This window comes from Clostridium sp. UBA7791, assembly GCF_002480755.1.
In the GTDB taxonomy this organism is placed as follows: Bacteria; Bacillota; Clostridia; order Clostridiales; family Clostridiaceae; genus Clostridium_J; species Clostridium_J sulfidigenes.
In genome coordinates this window covers 16242-33396 of sequence record NZ_DLCT01000001.1, presented here as the reverse complement: position 1 = coordinate 33396, position 17155 = coordinate 16242, and the positions used below count along the sequence as shown (strand labels likewise).

The 17155-nt window shown below is 28.8% G+C and carries 17 protein-coding genes; 4 read left to right on the top strand and 13 right to left on the bottom strand.

Annotation, left to right across the window (positions count from 1 at the left end; translation table 11 throughout):
• The first annotated feature begins 22 nt into the window (after positions 1-22).
• Complete coding sequence (cls, locus tag B3Z56_RS00180) at positions 23-1477, top strand: cardiolipin synthase (RefSeq protein WP_346846938.1); 1455 nt, start codon at positions 23-25, stop codon at positions 1475-1477.
• A gap of 121 nt (positions 1478-1598) precedes the next feature.
• On the opposite strand, the gene B3Z56_RS00175 is transcribed toward cls, so the two are convergent.
• Together B3Z56_RS00175 and B3Z56_RS00170 are read right to left on the bottom strand one after the other, a co-directional pair.
• A complete protein-coding gene (locus tag B3Z56_RS00175) occupies positions 1599-3164 on the bottom strand; it encodes a hypothetical protein (RefSeq protein WP_346878018.1) in 1566 nt (521 codons plus the stop codon).
• 115 nt (positions 3165-3279) lie between these two features.
• On the bottom strand, positions 3280-4839 hold the full coding sequence (locus B3Z56_RS00170; protein WP_346877494.1) for a hypothetical protein: 1560 nt from the start codon (positions 4837-4839) through the stop codon (positions 3280-3282).
• 231 nt (positions 4840-5070) lie between these two features.
• On the opposite strand from B3Z56_RS00170, the gene B3Z56_RS00165 reads away from it, so the two are divergent.
• Positions 5071-5643, top strand: a complete 573-nt coding sequence (locus B3Z56_RS00165; RefSeq protein WP_346846935.1) for a hypothetical protein — start codon at positions 5071-5073, stop codon at positions 5641-5643.
• 63 nt (positions 5644-5706) lie between these two features.
• On the opposite strand, the gene B3Z56_RS00160 is transcribed toward B3Z56_RS00165, so the two are convergent.
• Positions 5707-6882, bottom strand: a complete 1176-nt coding sequence (locus B3Z56_RS00160; protein WP_346846934.1) for an N-acetylglucosaminidase — start codon at positions 6880-6882, stop codon at positions 5707-5709.
• A gap of 169 nt (positions 6883-7051) precedes the next feature.
• Here B3Z56_RS00160 and rluF point away from each other — a divergent pair, with 169 nt between their 5' ends.
• Positions 7052-7777 carry a 23S rRNA pseudouridine(2604) synthase RluF gene (rluF, locus tag B3Z56_RS00155; protein WP_346878017.1) on the top strand — a complete coding sequence of 242 codons (726 nt, stop codon included), beginning with the start codon at positions 7052-7054 and terminating at the stop codon, positions 7775-7777.
• Positions 7778-7858: 81 nt separating this feature from the next.
• Here the strand turns inward: rluF and B3Z56_RS00150 are convergent, their stop codons facing one another.
• Positions 7859-8404 carry a hypothetical protein gene (locus B3Z56_RS00150; RefSeq protein WP_346878016.1) on the bottom strand — a complete coding sequence of 182 codons (546 nt, stop codon included), beginning with the start codon at positions 8402-8404 and terminating at the stop codon, positions 7859-7861.
• A gap of 576 nt (positions 8405-8980) precedes the next feature.
• Between B3Z56_RS00150 and ispF the strand changes: the two genes are divergently transcribed.
• The gene (gene ispF / locus B3Z56_RS00145; protein WP_346846931.1) at positions 8981-9454 is read left to right on the top strand and encodes a 2-C-methyl-D-erythritol 2,4-cyclodiphosphate synthase; all 474 of its coding nucleotides are present in this window, start codon (positions 8981-8983) and stop codon (positions 9452-9454) included.
• Positions 9455-9516: 62 nt separating this feature from the next.
• Here the strand turns inward: ispF and B3Z56_RS00140 are convergent, their stop codons facing one another.
• From B3Z56_RS00140 to pyrB, 9 genes are all read right to left on the bottom strand, one after another.
• A complete protein-coding gene (locus tag B3Z56_RS00140; RefSeq protein WP_346846930.1) occupies positions 9517-10005 on the bottom strand; it encodes a YhcN/YlaJ family sporulation lipoprotein in 489 nt (162 codons plus the stop codon).
• Positions 10006-10133: 128 nt separating this feature from the next.
• Positions 10134-10355 (bottom strand): hypothetical protein, encoded by a 222-nt coding sequence (locus B3Z56_RS00135; RefSeq protein WP_346846929.1) that lies wholly within the window; start codon positions 10353-10355, stop codon positions 10134-10136.
• Between the two features lie 186 nt (positions 10356-10541).
• Complete coding sequence (pyrE, locus tag B3Z56_RS00130) at positions 10542-11114, bottom strand: orotate phosphoribosyltransferase (protein ID WP_035130817.1); 573 nt, start codon at positions 11112-11114, stop codon at positions 10542-10544.
• A gap of 12 nt (positions 11115-11126) precedes the next feature.
• Positions 11127-12023 (bottom strand): dihydroorotate dehydrogenase, encoded by an 897-nt coding sequence (locus B3Z56_RS00125; protein WP_346846928.1) that lies wholly within the window; start codon positions 12021-12023, stop codon positions 11127-11129.
• A 10-nt stretch (positions 12024-12033) separates the two neighbouring features.
• Positions 12034-12777 (bottom strand): dihydroorotate dehydrogenase electron transfer subunit, encoded by a 744-nt coding sequence (locus B3Z56_RS00120; RefSeq protein ID WP_346846927.1) that lies wholly within the window; start codon positions 12775-12777, stop codon positions 12034-12036.
• A 73-nt stretch (positions 12778-12850) separates the two neighbouring features.
• Positions 12851-13726 carry an orotidine-5'-phosphate decarboxylase gene (gene pyrF / locus B3Z56_RS00115; protein ID WP_346878015.1) on the bottom strand — a complete coding sequence of 292 codons (876 nt, stop codon included), beginning with the start codon at positions 13724-13726 and terminating at the stop codon, positions 12851-12853.
• Between the two features lie 19 nt (positions 13727-13745).
• Positions 13746-14933: a dihydroorotase gene (locus B3Z56_RS00110; RefSeq protein WP_346878014.1), complete on the bottom strand. Its 1188-nt coding sequence runs from the start codon at positions 14931-14933 to the stop codon at positions 13746-13748.
• 22 nt (positions 14934-14955) lie between these two features.
• A complete protein-coding gene (locus B3Z56_RS00105; protein ID WP_035130809.1) occupies positions 14956-15390 on the bottom strand; it encodes an aspartate carbamoyltransferase regulatory subunit in 435 nt (144 codons plus the stop codon).
• 21 nt (positions 15391-15411) lie between these two features.
• Positions 15412-16335: an aspartate carbamoyltransferase gene (gene pyrB / locus B3Z56_RS00100; RefSeq protein WP_035130807.1), complete on the bottom strand. Its 924-nt coding sequence runs from the start codon at positions 16333-16335 to the stop codon at positions 15412-15414.
• Between the last annotated feature and the right edge of the window lie 820 nt (positions 16336-17155).

Below are 17155 nucleotides of genomic sequence, written 5' to 3'. Positions count from 1 at the left end.
TATATTATAATAAGGAGTTTTTATGGATAATTATACTGTTTTTTTAAATATTATAAACCTTATATTTGTTGTAAATATTGCTTTTGCTATAATTGTAATTATATTTGAAAAGAGAAATACTAGTAATACTTGGACATGGCTTATGATAATGTTGTTTATACCATTTATTGGTTTTATAATGTATTTATTCTTTGGTCAAAATCTTCGTCGCAAAAAATTCTTTGTTCTAAAAAAGGAAGAAGAATCTGTTCTTATGCAATTCTCTGAAGAGCAAAAGCGCCTTCTCAGCGACAAAGCTATAGTTAATAATAACTCTCTATTAAAAGAATATCATGATGTAATAAATTTAAATCTATATAGTGATAATTTTATTGTTACTAATAACAATAAAGTAGATATTCTTAATAATGGAAATGAAAAATTTCCTATCATGATAGATTGTATAAAGAATGCCAAAAATTTTATTCATATTCAGTACTATATCTTTAATGATGATAATCTAGGCACTGAAATACTTAATCTTTTAGTGAAGAAAGCAAAGGAAGGTATTGAAGTTAAACTTCTTTACGATGGTATGGGTTGCATTCATAATAAAAAGCATTTTTTTGATCCACTGGTAAAAGCCGGTGGAGAAGTGTATTGCTTTTTTCCACCTTTTATACCTTATATAAATGTGAGAATAAACTATAGAAATCATAGGAAAATCTGTGTTGTAGATGGAGAACATGGTTTTGTTGGAGGTTTAAACGTAGGAGATGAATATTTAGGCCTATCTAAGAAATTTGGCTTTTGGAGAGATACTCATCTTCATCTTCAAGGTGACTCTGTAAATTATCTAGAAGTCAGATTTTTGATGGATTGGCGTTTTGCGAGCAAAAAAGACTTTTTCATGGAAGAAAGGTATTTTCCTAGAAAACCATACATAGATAATACAGCTGTTCAAATAATTTCTAGCGGACCTGATTCTGAGTGGTGTAGTATAAGAAATACTTACCTTAAATTAATAAGCAAAGCTGAAAATTCCATTTATATTGAGACTCCATATTTTATTCCAGATGAAAGTATCTTAACAGCTCTTAAAATAGCATGCCTATCTGGTGTAGATGTTAAAATTATAATACCTTGTAAGCCAGATCATCCATTTATTTATTGGGCATCTAAGTCCTATATTTGGGAACTTGTAGAATGTGGTGCTAAATGCTACACCTATGACAATGGATTTATTCATAGCAAAATGGTATCAATAGATGGTAAAATGTGTACTATAGGAACTGCTAATATGGATATACGTAGTTTTAATCTAAATTTTGAAGTTAATGCCATAATATATGGTACAATAACTACTTCTGAGGTTGATAAAGCCTTTGAATCAGATATATTGCAAAGTACTTTACTCACTCCTGAACATTATTCTAATAGATCTCTAATAATTAAATTCAAGGAAGCTATATCTAGACTACTATCTCCTATTCTATAAACAGGATTTTAGCTATTCTATAGATCATTTTATTGAGTATAACAAAAGTACTGTGATTATTAAATAAACCGTCATATCTATAACTATTAGAAGCTTAAAATAGATATGACGGTTTAAATTTTTATATTATTAATGGAGCATATATCATCAAAGTTAATAATGCATCAATTAATAAACTTAAAACAAATTTTGATATAAATATTCCCTCAAATTCACTTGTATAAGTACAGTATCCATAACTATATGTTATAACTGCTATTAATATACATAAGACAATACCAACATAAATAGGGGCTATAGCCGGTGGTAACATATATACATATTTAACATAGAACATTTTTATTATAAAAAAGATCTTTGCACAAGTTGTTAATATAGCTACTATTATATATGCAATCTTCTTTTGCTTATTAGATAGCTTATAGTCTAGGAATGTAACTGCTCCACTTAAAACTAAACCTATTGCTATCCATGGGAATCCAACAATTATTATAGATACAAAGCTATTCATAAGTCCCTCAATAGTATAAGTAAGTGCACTTTTCTTCTCTGACTCTCTTGGTAAATTATTTACAGCCTTAAATCCTTCATCTGTTGATGCTATGACAACATCATATAAATCTTCATCTCTAAAACTTAAGTAACTAATATAATCCTCGTTTACATAAGGATTAATGCATACTCCTCTTGTTCTTGTAACTGGCTCAACTTTATTTATCTTACCATCATTTACAACAAAGGATGCTATTCCTCTTCTTTCCTCTTTCTTCCCATAAGAGTTATCTATTGTAGAAAAGAACTTTCCACCTTCTTCGTCAGAGTAAGTTCCTATAGCATTTATTAGTTCATTTGATTCATTAATTCTTGGTTTACTTTCCTTAACCTCACCTCCAGCTATAGGAAACTCGAATAACCTACAAGAGTGAAGTTCACCTTTAACATATTGCTCAAACATTGTATATCCATTTTCTCTATCTGAAGAACAGGACATATTCTTATAAGTAACTCTATTATTCTTAGCTATTTCTTCCACTAATATAGGTTCTGAAACCCTATCTTCATTAAATGTAATTGCTTTAATATATGAGTTGTCTTCCATGTAACATATTAGAAAACCGTCTTTATTCTTACTGGCTGAAAGCATGTCTGTATTTTTTGCTGGAATAGATATCATTTTATCTTCTACTGTATTTATTATCTCAAGTTTATCTTTGTAAGCAACTACTATATTGTTATTATCTAATTGATAAGTACTATTTATTCCTTTAATATTCTCTCTACTAACCTCATTTAAATCTTTATCTATATATACCTTTAATAAGTATCCCTCACAATCTTCTATAGAGTTAAGCATTAGTATATACCCATCTACACTTTTAGCGAGTAATACATTGTTTATTAATTCTTCATTAACTTCATATTGTTTATTATTCAAAACTTCTCCTACAGTATTGGTTTCAACAATATTAAGATTTTTATTATTATCATATGCTACAAGTATTCTATTCTCTTCTTTCAAAATTACTGGAGCATTTTTCGTTGTTGCAGTTGCTATACTTACTTCCTTACTCCATGTTTTAGATGGTGGTTGTATTTCTAAATTATAGTTATTCTTATAGTTTCCAATAAGTATTAATATACACGTCACAATAATAAGAAAAATTAAAAGCATTTTTTTCTTTTTCATTTATATATCTCCTTAAACTATTTATTATTATGCATATGTTTTATATAACTTTAAGAGATTATTTCAATTAATTATAAGAAATAATCTCTTTTTAAATTCTAATTAAACTTTATTATTATATTATAAGAGGTACAAATATCATTAATGTAAACAATGCATCAATTAACATGAATATACTAAACTTACCTAGAAATATGCTCTCAAAATCATCTGTATAGACCATATATCCATATCCATATACAACTAGTCCAATTAAGGAGTTTATCAATATTCCTACAAAGGATGGAGCTAAAATAGTAGGTAACATATGTGAATATTGCACATAAAAAGCTTTATTTATAGTACATATTTTCATTACTACAACAATAGTAGCTAGTATGATATACATATACCTTTTCTTTTTATCATCAAATTTGTAATCCATAAAAGATACTGCTCCTGCTATAACTAAACCAGGAACTATCCATCTAAATCCTATTATTATAATATAAGATACACTATACATAAAACCTTCTACTACATACCCAAGAGATCTCAATCTCTCATCTCTACGAGGTCCATTATTTGCATCCTTAAACCTCTCATTACTAGATGCTATATTAACACTATATAATCCATCCTTCTCAAAACTAAGAAATGCTATATATTCTTCATCATTATATGGATGAATACATAATTCTCTTAGTCTAGTTATCTTCTCTGAACTTGAAACTTCACCATTTTTTATTTCAAAAGAAACTATAGCTTTTTGAAATTCCTTTTTACCAAAAGGCACTCCCATGGTGGCATAAAATCTTGCACCATTTTCTGAATAGGCTCCTTTAGTATTTATAACGTAACTGGATTTATCAACCGCAAGCTTACTAACCTGGCCCTCTCCTCCACTTATAGGAAACTCCATTACTTCTGTAGCAAAGTATTCATTTCTATCATATTTCTCTACAAGCAAATATCCATTTTCTGCATCTGAAGACAATGACATTGCTCCATAAGTAATTTTGTCAGTTTTAATCATCTCCTTGATAAGAAATGGCTTTGATACCTTTCCACCTTTAACTGTAAATCCTTTAAATAATTTCTCCTTTTCTAAGTAACATATTAAAAGTTCATCTTTACTTTTATTAGCAGTAAGCATACTTAAGTTTTCTACTGGCACTTCTATATTTTCATTTGATACTGTGTTTACTAACTTAATTTTATCTTTATAGGCTAAAACTATATTTTTACTATCAATTTGTTCAGTAAATGTAATTCCTTCTTCTATTTCTCTTTTCACCAAATTTAACTCTTCATCTAAAACTAACTTTTCTAAATAATCTATGCTTAATTTATTAGAATTATAAATCAAAGTATATCCTTTATCAGTTTTGGTAAATATTAAATTCTTAAGTAATTCTTCTTCTACAGCATATTCTTTAGTTTTAATTTCTTTTCCATTTAAATCTGTTTCACATACTTTAATCTTTTTAGTGTCCTCATATGCTACTAATAAACGATTTTCTTCTTTTATGATTACTGGTGTATTCTTTCCTAACCCACTTCCAATTTTTACTTCCTTACTCCATTTTTCCGACGGTGGCTGTTTCAATAAATTGTAGTTGTTTAAATAATTACCAATTGCAATTATTAAAAATCCCATTATTATACTTAATAATAATATCCTTTTTTTATTCATATTAACTCTCCCCCAAGGTCTTAATAATTCTCCTTTTTTATCTATTAGTATAAATTATACTCCCGGTATACTGAATATTCAAACACTTTTTTGCAAATATTAGCTAATATAATATTTTTTTGTAATAAAATATTTTCTTATGATGATGATTACTTTTGCTTTTATATTTTAAAATTGTATTGTAAAATATACTTATGTTGTAAATAAATTTAATTAGTGAAAGGTATTTATATGCGAAAATCTGGTAAAGTAATTAATTTTGATGATGATAAAGTTTATATAGTAACAAATAATAAAGAATTTGTTACATTAGAGAGAAATGATAAAGCTCCTATTAAAGGTAATATTTATGATGGTACTGTATATGTAGATAGGTCAAATCTTATAAAAGTATTTATAATACTAATATCTATTTGTGCATTAGTATTAAGTTGTATTTATTTTATCTTCTTTTCACCTAGAGCTAATATAATCCTCTCTTTAGATTCCAATATCAAAATAGGTATAAATAGAAACAAGATAGTTAAAATTACAGATTCTAGTGGGTCTACTTTAGGATTGGAAAGTTTAAGTTCACTAAAAGGAAACGAACTAAATTTAGGCTTAAATCTTTTATTTGACTCAGCATTAAAAGAGGAATTAATCCCGAAGTGTGATGAATATTCACCTGGCAGTATATATATATATATAACTAAGGATAACAAAAGAGAGCCTCTTAATTTTGATAATTTTAAAAAATATGCTGGAAAATATAATTATAAAGTTATAATTAATAGAAATGATAATGATCTTAATATTGACTAATATATTGATTTTATAATTTTAAAACCCTAGTCAATTTATGACTAGGGTTTTATACTATACTTATTATTTATACACCGGTATTTCAAATTGTGGTTTAACATTAGAATGCTTGTCCATTATTAATTTAATATTAGTTACTTGTTTATATGACCATACAATATCTGTAGCGTATTGATGCCATGGACTACTGTAATTGTGAACATTCCATCTCATTTCATATATAGTATCTTGAGCTGGTCTAGGGTTCTTTGCATTTTTATCTGAATGTATATAATTTTCAGCAATCCATTTAATACCACCTTTAATAGCTGCTTCTGGTGAAGTCCACCCATTTTTATAGGCTGATTCTGCTCCAGAGCTTACTGGTGAATTATCAAAGGCACAAATTCCAAAGAAATTATAAACCTTAACGGTAGTTCCATCTTCTTTTTTATAGTCTACTCCTTTTGCCAAGGTAGATGTACCATTTCCAGTCTCTAATAGTGCATGTGCCACTGCATAGGCTTGATTTACATTATTGGTTTTACAAGCATCGTAAAATGCTTGTCCCATACTAGATAATGTACCTTTACCCACTAATACATTATTTAGCGTACTTACACTTATATCTTGTATGAAGTTTAGTTTCATAAACATATATATACCATTTTTATCATTTTTATATCTGCTTGGTTCTAAATACTGTGCTATATCTGTTTTTCTTGCATCTCCAGAATATAAAGCTCTAAATATTGGTGGTTTCTTATTATATTGGATATTTGCAAAATTATCTACTGTAGTTCCTACTGAATAAGTAGACATTGTACCTAATGTGGATACATTATGGTTTGATGGCACTGTAGAAAATTCCTTTACTGCAGGTAATTCAATATATTTTCCTTCACTATCATATAAGCCAGATTTTACAATTATACTATAGGTAGTGCTTGTACTATATCCTCCAGAAGGCGGTGTTATTTTTATAGCCTTGTTAGTTGCATTGTAGCTTAAACCTACCTTTAATTCACCACCATTAGGTGAAAAAACTTTTACATAAGTACTAAGGTTATTTATTAAGTTTGTATGTAGTCTATTACTAAGCTTTATTGTCCAAGTTTTATTTGTTGGTATATTTATTTGATGGTTTAAATCCTGTATATTTACTGCTGCAAAGGCACTACCAGTTAATGCCAATGGTGTCATACACATTATAATTACTATTAAAATACTAGAAATCTTCTTTACTACTTTATTATTCATATTTCCCCCCATATCCTCTAAAATTTTATTTATATAATATCTATTATATTGTATAATACTAATAACATTGATATTATGCTATAATTATACAATAAATTTAAAGTGAATGTAAGTAATTATATAATAACTAACATTCATTAAGTCTTATGCTAGGTGGTGATATAACTATATGGATAATAAAAACTTACTTAGACTTAATAAGTACATAAGCGAAAGTGGAATTTGTTCCAGAAGAGAAGCAGATAAGATTATTGAATCTGGTAAAGTATATGTAAATGGTATCTTAGCTACCCTTGGAACAAGAGTTAGTCCTACTGATACTGTAGTAGTTGATGGAAAAACTATTAAACCTAAGTCAAATAAAGTATATATAGCCCTTAATAAACCTGTAGGGATTACTTGCACAACAGAAACTCATGTTAAGGGAAATATAATTGACTTTGTTGACTATCACGAGAGAATATTCCCTATAGGACGTCTCGATAAACCCTCTGAGGGATTAATATTTTTAACTAATGATGGAGATATGGTAAATAAAATATTACGTGCAGGAAATAATCATGAAAAAGAATATGTAGTTTCCGTTGATAAACCTATTACAAAAGAATTTATTAATTCAATGGAAAATGGAATTCCTATACTTGGTACTGTGACAAAGCAATGCAAAGTTAGAAAAATTGGCAAATGTACTTTTAATATAATTTTAACCCAAGGTCTAAATAGACAAATTAGAAGAATGTGCGAATACTTAGGATTCAAAGTAACTAGTCTTAAACGTATTAGAATTATGAATGTGTCCTTAAGTAATCTTCCTACGGGGAAATGGCGTTATCTAAGCTCTGAAGAAATGTCCACAATCATTAATCTTACTAAAGATTCAATAGGTACTATTTAAATTGAAACTCAAATATAAGTAAAAAAATAAAAAAGAAGAAGATATTTATTCTATCTCCTTCTTTTTTATTTTTTATTTTAATTAAAATTCACCTTTAAATAATTCTGCAAACTGTTTATGCGCAATTATATCACTATTTTCTTTCACTTCTTTAAAAGTTATTTCAAAATCATCAGATACATCTGAATAAACTTCATATATTTTCTCTGCAGTATTATTATCTCCATAAGTAATTACATATGCAACTTGATCTTTTTTACCGTTTACATTTCTGTAATATTGATATATTTTTGCCTTTGATTTGTCTATTTTTTCATCAGTTAATACTTTATCAAGAGCAGTTTCTGCCTTTTTTACATATGCAGTTTCATCTTCATCAGTAAGTAATTTTAAAGTGTTTGCTTCATTATAATAATATTCTTTGTTAGCAAAACTATTTAATAGTGATTCAAAGCTTTCATAAGTAACCTCTGGTACTTCTGTGCTTTCTTTTTCTTTACTATCTTCAGTAGAAGCTTGCTCAGTAGTTTTAGCTGATGAATCCTCTGAAGTATTAGTTTTTGTTCCACATCCTACTAATGCTAAACCTATTGTTGCTGTTAATACTAATGCAATTATTCTTTTCATTTTAAATCCTCCATATTTCCAAATAAATTTAATACTTAGTAAATGATATACCAAATAGTATATAACCTTTTGTATACATTTACATGGTTGATACAAAATATTAAGAGTATTTCTACTCTTTATAAATCCATATAAAATTATATCATATTTTGTAATATTTTCAATACTAAATTTCTACATATTATTTTATTAACATACATTGTTAATAAAACTTTGTCGATGCTTCATAATATAATTTTATATACTGTTAAATTATCAACTTGTCCATATTATTAACATTATCCACAGGTATCCTGTTTATAACTTAGTGAATTCAATGTTAATACATAGATTTTCATCTTATAATTCTATAATTTCTCTTCTAGACTCCATATACACCTTATAAACACGTGAAATTTTATCAACATTATCCACACTAATGTGAATAACATGTTTATAACTTTTTAATTATACATCTTTACTTGGGAAATTAGATGTTACACACTTAAACTTTTTTATCTTTCTAATAGATACTAATGATTAAACTGTGTTAAACTTAAGTTGATATATTATTTATTATTTATTGGAGGTTTATATATGCGAATTGGTTTAGGATATGATGTACATAAGTTAATTCCTAATAGAGATTTAATTATTGGTGGAGTTAAAATACCACATACACTTGGGCTTTTAGGTCATTCAGATGCTGATGTTCTTATTCATGCAATTATGGATAGTTTATTAGGTGCTGCAGCACTTGGTGATATAGGAAAGCACTTTCCTGATACAGATGCTGAATTTAAAGGCATTTCTAGTATTAAACTTCTTAATGAAGTTAGAGAGTTATTAAGTAAAAATAATTATAAAATAGAAAACATAGATGCAACAATAATTGCACAGCGTCCTAAAATGTCTCCTTATATTACATCCATGAGAGAAAATATTAGTGAAGCATTAAGAATTTCTATAGATCAAATTAATGTAAAGGCTACTACTGAAGAAGGTCTTGGTTTTACTGGTATTGAAGAAGGAATTTCCTCTCAATCTATATGTTTAATAAGTAAAATATAAGATATATAAAAATACAAGTCCAAGGTTATTAAAATTCAACCTTGGACTTTTTAAAATGTTTATTACATATTCTCTATTATCTCTTCTAAATCTTTCTTAAATTCTTCTAATGGCTTATTCTCCTTAAAAGACTTCAACAATTTGGCTATTGACTCATATACATATTCGTCATCACTTATAGCTATGGTTTTGGCATTAGAATAGATGTCCTTAACTTTTTTTTCAACTTCCATTCGTAGTTCCGGAGATATATTATTGTAGTTATCCTTTAACTTTAATGCAACTAATACAGATTCATGGTTTATATAGGTTACTGATGATTGTATTTCTGGAATTTCTTCAATGTCTGCCATAATTCTCTCACAGGTGGATATAGCATTTCTAATTTCTACTTCTTTATCTATAGGCTCATCACTCATATCTTCAACAGTAGGACCGGCTCCCACAGTATCACTTTTTTTACTATTACTATTACATCCCATTAATACCACCGTTACTATAATTAATAATACTACAATAAATAATAATATATCATTTATTTTTCCTTTCATTTTATATCCTCCTATATATAATTATATTAATTTAGTTTCTATAATCTATAGAATTAATAATAAATAACTATATATAGTTTGGCTTATAAGCATAAGTATATTCCTATTCTAAATTATATCTCCACCTTTTACATCATATCTGAATTCTCAAATATATCTTTCGTAACAACAAAATTCCCATTGTTTTCAACTAAGTCAAATTCACTTATACTTGTTATTCTTTCCTCCCTTTCAACATGAAATACATACCCAACTCTTCCATGTTTCTTAAAGAATACTCTTGATGATTTTATAACTCTAAGAGGATTTTTATTTTTATCATATATAATACTAGGAACATCATTAATCATATTTACATTCTCCTTACACCAGTTGTTAATTAATGATATATAATATTATCCTATTATATAATTTATGACTATAATCATTAGTTATAACATAAAATTTATTTGCACCATCTCTTATAAAAAAATTCACCTCCCTATATAAAATCTATAAGTAAGGTGAACTTTATTACAACTTGGTTAATTATTCGATTATTTAATGTTTCTGCTACCCGGTTTTATATAAGGTATATCCTTTTTACATAGTGGGCATTCTTCCTTATCAAAGCTTTCTATTTCCAATTTACATGCACTATAAACCGGAAGAGTTAAAGCACAATTTTCAACTCTCCTATCGACTATACAACATACACCTACAACTTCTGCACCTAAACCTCTTAGCACTTCTACAACTTCCATAGTAGATTTTCCTGTTGTAACTACGTCTTCTGTAATTAAAACTCTTTGTCCTTGCTTAATTTCAAAGCCTCTTGTTAATGTCATTACACCGTCTTTTCTTTCAGTAAATATCCCTGGCTTTCCTAGTTGTCTTGCTAGCTCATAAGCAACTATTATTCCTCCCATAGCAGGACCTACTAACATATCAACATCTAAATCTTTAACCTTGTTTGCAACTACTTCCAATACTTGAGCTGCCTTATCTGGATACTGTAGTAATTTTGCACATTGACAGTATCTATTACTATGTTTACCTGATGATAGCAAGAAATGCCCTTCTAATAATGCCTCACACTGAACTAATATATCTACAATTTTATTTTCCATAATATTTTCCTCCTATACTATTCCTCTAATTTCACTAATATCTTTAATATTTTCTTTTATTAAAAAGTCTTCTATTCCTTTTATAATTTCTAATGGTGCAAAAGGATTTATAAAATTAGCTGTACCTATTTGGATCCCTGTAGCTCCTGACATTATAAACTCTATAGCATCTTCCCAATTTGTAATACCGCCAAGGCCAACTACTGGAACCTTACATGCCTTACACACTTGATGAACCATTCTTAAAGCCATAGGCTTTACTGCTGGTCCCGAGAATCCTGCATAGATATTATCAAATACAGCCTTTCGTTTTTTGTAGTCTATAGACATTCCTTGAAAAGTATTTATTAATGATAGTGCATCAGCTCCCGCTTCTTCACAACTAAGCGCCATCTCTACTATATTTTCTGCATTAGGAGATAACTTCACCATCAATGGTTTTTTACATACCTTCTTCACTTCTTTTACTGCCTCATAGGCAACCTTTGATTTTATTCCTAGAGCCATACCACCATGTTTTACATTGGGGCATGAAATGTTAAGTTCTATGATGTCTACATCAACCTGGTTTAACTTCTCGATTATACTTATATATTCTTCTACTGTAGCTCCACCAACATTAGCTATTATATTAGTGTTATATTCTTTCATCTTTGGAAGTTCATCTTTTATAAAGTTTTCTACTCCTGGGTTTTGAAGCCCTACACTATTAAGCATTCCACCTGTTGTTTCTTTGATTCTTACACCATCATTACCTTGTCTTGGATTTAAGGTTAAGCCCTTACTACAAAATCCTCCAAGTTTTGCTATATCATAAAACTTACTATACTCTTCACCAAAGCCAAAAGTACCTGATGCTGTCATTATTGGATTCTTGAATTCCTTATTACAAATATTTACCTTAAGCATAATTTCTCCTTTAAAACTCTAAATCTAATCCATTAAATACAGGACCATCTTTACATGTTCTTTTATTTCCACTAACTGTTTTACATGTACAACCAAGACAAGCTCCTACTCCACAAGCCATCTTCTTTTCTTCTGATACATATATCTTTGTACCCACTTCCTTGCACATATCAATTACTCTATACATCATAATCTCTGGTCCACAGCATAAAACTAAGTCATAATCTTTAGGATTAAATAGTTCCGTTACATATCCTTTATGTCCAACACTACCATCTTCTGTAGACACCTTTACTGATAAATCTAACTCACTTATTTCTTCTAACCCATAAACTTCATCTCTAAAGCCAGCAAATATATGAACTTCTGAATCCTTTATGTTATCTACCAGGTATCTCATTGGAGCAACCCCAATTCCTCCTGATACTACTGCAACCTTGCCTTTTATCTCTTCTACGTCAAAGCCATTTCCTAATGGACCCATAACCTTAACCTCTTGTCCTTGTATAAGATTACTTAATAATTTTGTTCCTTCTCCAACTAGTTGATATAGGAATTCTATAGAATTTGATGTTATATTATGAATACTAATAGGTCTCCATAATATAGGTTCCTTTTCCCAGGATCTTAGCATATAAAACTGTCCCGGTTCTCCTTGAAACTTACCCTCTATAGATAATTTAAATATTCCTTTAGCAACTTCTTTGTTCTCTATTACTTTACAAACTTTGTATTCATAATTATCTTTTTTCATTCTAATCTCCTAATAATTTATTCTAATATAATGCCATACAATAAAGTTGTATGGCATGAACTGTAGTTATAATTTATTTTTTTAGATTTCCTATAGCTGTTAGAATTTCATTTTTCATTCTAATTGCCTCTTCTTTTGCATACTTAGCAAAGTTTTCTTCACCATCTAGTTTTCCTTTATATGCAAGCATTATACCCCTTGAAGAGTTAACAACTCCTCCATTTCCATCCTTAAGATAAAGGGCTACATCTTCTGCTTTTCCACCTTGAGCACCATATCCTGGTATTAAAAAGAATGTACTGCCTAAGGAATTTCTTATTTCTATACCTTCATCTACATGGGTACATCCTATAACCCCACCTATAGAACTATACCCACACTTACCTATATAATTTTTACCTAAATTATTTATAGTTTCCCCTACTACATTAAATACTTTTCTGCCACCCTTAGTTTCTATATATTGAATATCCTTGCTGCCCTTGTTTGAAGTTCTTATCAGTACAAAAACTCCTTTTTCACTATTTTCAATATAAGGTAAGTATGGCTCTATACTATCTAATCCCATATATGGACTTAGAGTTATAAAATCAGCTTCAAACTCTCCTGCAAAATGTGCTTTAGCATACATTTCAGCCGTTTTAGCAATATCGCCTCTTTTTATATCTCCTATAGATATTGCTCCCTTTTCCCTTATATACTTTAATGTATTAGAATAAGCTCTTAATCCTTCCAATCCATATGCTTCATAATATGCTATTTGTGGCTTATAGCAAGCTACATGGTCTATAGTTTCATCTATTATAGCTTTATTAAATTCGAAAATTGCATCACCTATGTTTTCAAATTTCTTCATAAAGCTTTCTGGTATATATGATATATCTGTATCTAGTCCCACACATACATGTCCTTTTTTTGCAATTATATCGAATAGTCTATCTATAATCATATGATACTCCCTCACTTTTCTATTTTTTATAAACAACTTTACCACCTTTTATGGTAGTTATAACTTCTCCATATACTTTCATACCATTAAATGGAGTATTTTTACCTTTTGATAAAAATTCTTCCTTATGTATCTCATATTCTTTTTCTAAATCTAGTATTACTAAATCTCCATCATAACCTATATCTATTTGACCCTTATTAACTCCTAGTATTTCACTAGGTCTCTTACTCATGATTTCGCTTAGCTTACTTAAATCTATATGACCTGACCTTACAAGCTTTGTATAAGAAACTCCAAAGGCTGTTTCTATTCCTGATATTCCTGGAGCTCCTTTTTTCTTATCCTCTTCAGTATGAGGTGCATGATCTGTAGCAATGCTATCCACATATCCACCTTTTATAGCTTGGATTAAATATTCCATATCTTCCTTTTCTCTAAGAGGTGGATTTACTCTATACTCTACATCATTTGTTAAAGCTATATGATGGGGAGATACTTCACAAGTAACTTTATGACCTTTTTCCTTTGCTTTAATGATATATTCCATAGATTCTTTGGTACTTACATGGGAAAAGTGAACTTTACACCCTGCATGTTTTGCTAAAGTTATATTTCTCCAAGTCATAGTATTTTCTGCCAGTCTCATATCTATATCAGATAAATTATGATTCTCACAATGGCACATAACAGTTATATCCTTCTCTTTAGCCTTAATCATAGCATTTAACATAACTTCGCTGTGCATAACATCTTTTCCATCTTCTGATATTACTTTTATATCACCTTTTTTTAGCTTATCTAAATGGCTTATGTCATCTCCACTAAACTCATTAGTTATAGATATAACTTGATTAATATCTATAAGTCCTACTTCCTTACCCCTATTTATAACATAATTAACTGTATCCATAGTGCTACATACTGGATTTGTATTTGCCATAAGGTTTACCATTACATATCCACCTTTAACTGCAGCACGAGAACCTGATTGTATATCTTCCTTATGTGTAAGTCCCGGATCTCTAAAATGCACATGTAAATCTACAAAACCAGGCATTACTATCTTTCCTGCCGCATCTATAGTTTTACAATCCTTTATGAGATTTCTTCCTAGCTCACAAATTACTCCGTCCTTTATATAGACATCTCCAACAAAGGTTCCACTCCAGTCAACTACTGTACCATTCTTTATGCAAATTTCCATAAGTATTCTCCAATCCTATCTATTAATATAATGAAGTTACCTTTTGTAAATCATCACAGTAATGACATCTATATTCTTTTGTTTCTTCATCTACTAAGTAATGTATATGCATTATGTTAGGTTCTATAGATGTAACGCATCTAGGGTTCTTACATTTAATAACATTTTCAACCTTTTCAGGAAGTGTAAGCTTAATTTTTTCCTTAATTTCTTCATTTTCTATTATATCTATAGTTATATTTGGATCTATTACTCCTAATATTTCAAAATCAATATCTATTCTAGTTTCTATTTTTATTATATCTTTTTTCCCACACTTATCACTATTAGCATTCATTATAAGAGCTACAGTGAAATCAGCTTTATCTAAGTTTAAGAAGTTAAATATTTTTATTCCTTCTCCAGCTTTTATATGATCTATTACTAATCCGTTTTTTATACTATTTATAGTTAACATATTACTTCCTCCTTATATACCTTAGTAAATTCCTAATAGTTTTAGTATTAATGCCATTCTCACATACATTCCATACTTAGCTTGCTTAAAGTACACAGCTCTATTATCACTATCTACTTCATATGCTATCTCATTTACTCTTGGTAATGGGTGAAGTACTATCATATCTTCTTTCGCAAGATTCATTTTTTCATTATCTAATATATAAGTATCTTTAAGTTTTATATAGTCTTCTTCATTAAAAAATCTTTCTCTTTGTACCCTTGTCATATATAAAATATCTATTTCCTTCATAGCTTCTTCCATAGTTCTAACTTGCTTGAACTCTATGTTTTTCTTTTTAAGGACTTCTTTCTTTATATACTCTGGTATTTCTAATTCTTCAGGTGAAATTAGTACGAACTTGTTGTTTTCATATCTACTTAAAGCTTTTATTAACGAATGTACTGTTCTTCCAAATTTTAAATCTCCACAACAACCTATTGTTAAATTATTTAGTCTTCCCTTCAGGGTTCTTATGGTTAGTAAATCAGTTAAGGTTTGAGTTGGATGTTGGTGTCCGCCATCCCCTGCATTTACTACGGGAATATCACTATATTGTGCTGCAACCTGTGGTGCTCCTTCTTTAGGATGTCTCATTACAGCAATGTCTGCATAGCATGCAACAGTTCTTATGGTATCTGCAATACTTTCTCCCTTAGCTACTGAACTAGCATTTGGTTCTGAAAATCCGATTACACTTCCGCCTAATCTATTCATAGCAGCTTCAAAACTAAATCTGGTTCTAGTACTTGGCTCATAAAATAATGTAGTAAGCAAGTAACCATCACAAGCATGTATAAATTTCCTTGGATCTTTTATTATTTCATCTGCTAGGTCAAATATTTCGTCTAATTCTTCTAAAGTAAGGTCCATTGGTTCGATTAAATTTCTTCCTTTTAACATATAAAACACTCCTTTTTAGCCTCTCTGGGATAATTTAAAGGTATTAAGATTTACTTATAAAATTCAATAAAAAAAGCTTTCCTCAACAAGGAAAGCTATAAATATCTGTAAATACAACTTTGTATATGAATATATTATTGTAAATTTTATCATATTACAAATGTATTCATACCAAAATATTATCTTCCCTTGCCGGCATCTCTGTACCGTTTTTAAAAGGATTCTTTATTAAATTTTTACTATTTTCATTTTACTTTAAATAAACTGTAATGTCAATATAGTTTATCATAATACTAAATTTTTTAATTTGGCTTATTTATGTGATTAAATCACATATCTTTCTATATAAATATTGTATTATAAATTATATAAACAGTATAATTTTTACCCTAGTTTATCTTAAGAAGTAAATACCAAGCTTATCAAATATTTATCAGCATAAATGTAAAACCACATGGTATACTAAATAAAAGCAAATTATAAGGAGGATATTAAAATGAAAATAACTTTTGATAATGAAACTAAAGATGCACTTTTAGAAAATTTAAGCAAACAAGGCAAATCTGTTGTTAGACTAGCTATTGCAGGTTTTGGTTGAGGTGGCCCTAACCTAAGCGTTGTTCTGGATGAACAAAAATCAAATGATACTGTAGAAACTGTAAATGGAATAACTTTTGCAGTTGATAAAGATGAAGAATATATTTTTGAAGATTGTATTGTTTCTTACAAAAAAACATTCTTTGGAAAAACCTTTAGAGTAATATCTAAAGCTATAGGTGAAAGCTCTTGTAGCTAAAATATAAAAAAATAATGCACTCTT

What these genes read in the sequence shown, in the direction of transcription:
- cls (WP_346846938.1), top strand. Translation starts at nt 23, where the DNA reads ATGGATAATTATACTGTTTTTTTAAATATTATAAACCTTATATTTGTT.
- B3Z56_RS00175 (WP_346878018.1), bottom strand. Translation starts at nt 3,164, where the DNA reads ATGAAAAAGAAAAAAATGCTTTTAATTTTTCTTATTATTGTGACGTGT.
- B3Z56_RS00170 (WP_346877494.1), bottom strand. Translation starts at nt 4,839, where the DNA reads ATGAATAAAAAAAGGATATTATTATTAAGTATAATAATGGGATTTTTA.
- B3Z56_RS00165 (WP_346846935.1), top strand. Translation starts at nt 5,071, where the DNA reads ATGCGAAAATCTGGTAAAGTAATTAATTTTGATGATGATAAAGTTTAT.
- B3Z56_RS00160 (WP_346846934.1), bottom strand. Translation starts at nt 6,882, where the DNA reads ATGAATAATAAAGTAGTAAAGAAGATTTCTAGTATTTTAATAGTAATT.
- rluF (WP_346878017.1), top strand. Translation starts at nt 7,052, where the DNA reads ATGGATAATAAAAACTTACTTAGACTTAATAAGTACATAAGCGAAAGT.
- B3Z56_RS00150 (WP_346878016.1), bottom strand. Translation starts at nt 8,404, where the DNA reads ATGAAAAGAATAATTGCATTAGTATTAACAGCAACAATAGGTTTAGCA.
- ispF (WP_346846931.1), top strand. Translation starts at nt 8,981, where the DNA reads ATGCGAATTGGTTTAGGATATGATGTACATAAGTTAATTCCTAATAGA.
- B3Z56_RS00140 (WP_346846930.1), bottom strand. Translation starts at nt 10,005, where the DNA reads ATGAAAGGAAAAATAAATGATATATTATTATTTATTGTAGTATTATTA.
- B3Z56_RS00135 (WP_346846929.1), bottom strand. Translation starts at nt 10,355, where the DNA reads ATGATTAATGATGTTCCTAGTATTATATATGATAAAAATAAAAATCCT.
- pyrE (WP_035130817.1), bottom strand. Translation starts at nt 11,114, where the DNA reads ATGGAAAATAAAATTGTAGATATATTAGTTCAGTGTGAGGCATTATTA.
- B3Z56_RS00125 (WP_346846928.1), bottom strand. Translation starts at nt 12,023, where the DNA reads ATGCTTAAGGTAAATATTTGTAATAAGGAATTCAAGAATCCAATAATG.
- B3Z56_RS00120 (WP_346846927.1), bottom strand. Translation starts at nt 12,777, where the DNA reads ATGAAAAAAGATAATTATGAATACAAAGTTTGTAAAGTAATAGAGAAC.
- pyrF (WP_346878015.1), bottom strand. Translation starts at nt 13,726, where the DNA reads ATGATTATAGATAGACTATTCGATATAATTGCAAAAAAAGGACATGTA.
- B3Z56_RS00110 (WP_346878014.1), bottom strand. Translation starts at nt 14,933, where the DNA reads ATGGAAATTTGCATAAAGAATGGTACAGTAGTTGACTGGAGTGGAACC.
- B3Z56_RS00105 (WP_035130809.1), bottom strand. Translation starts at nt 15,390, where the DNA reads ATGTTAACTATAAATAGTATAAAAAACGGATTAGTAATAGATCATATA.
- pyrB (WP_035130807.1), bottom strand. Translation starts at nt 16,335, where the DNA reads ATGTTAAAAGGAAGAAATTTAATCGAACCAATGGACCTTACTTTAGAA.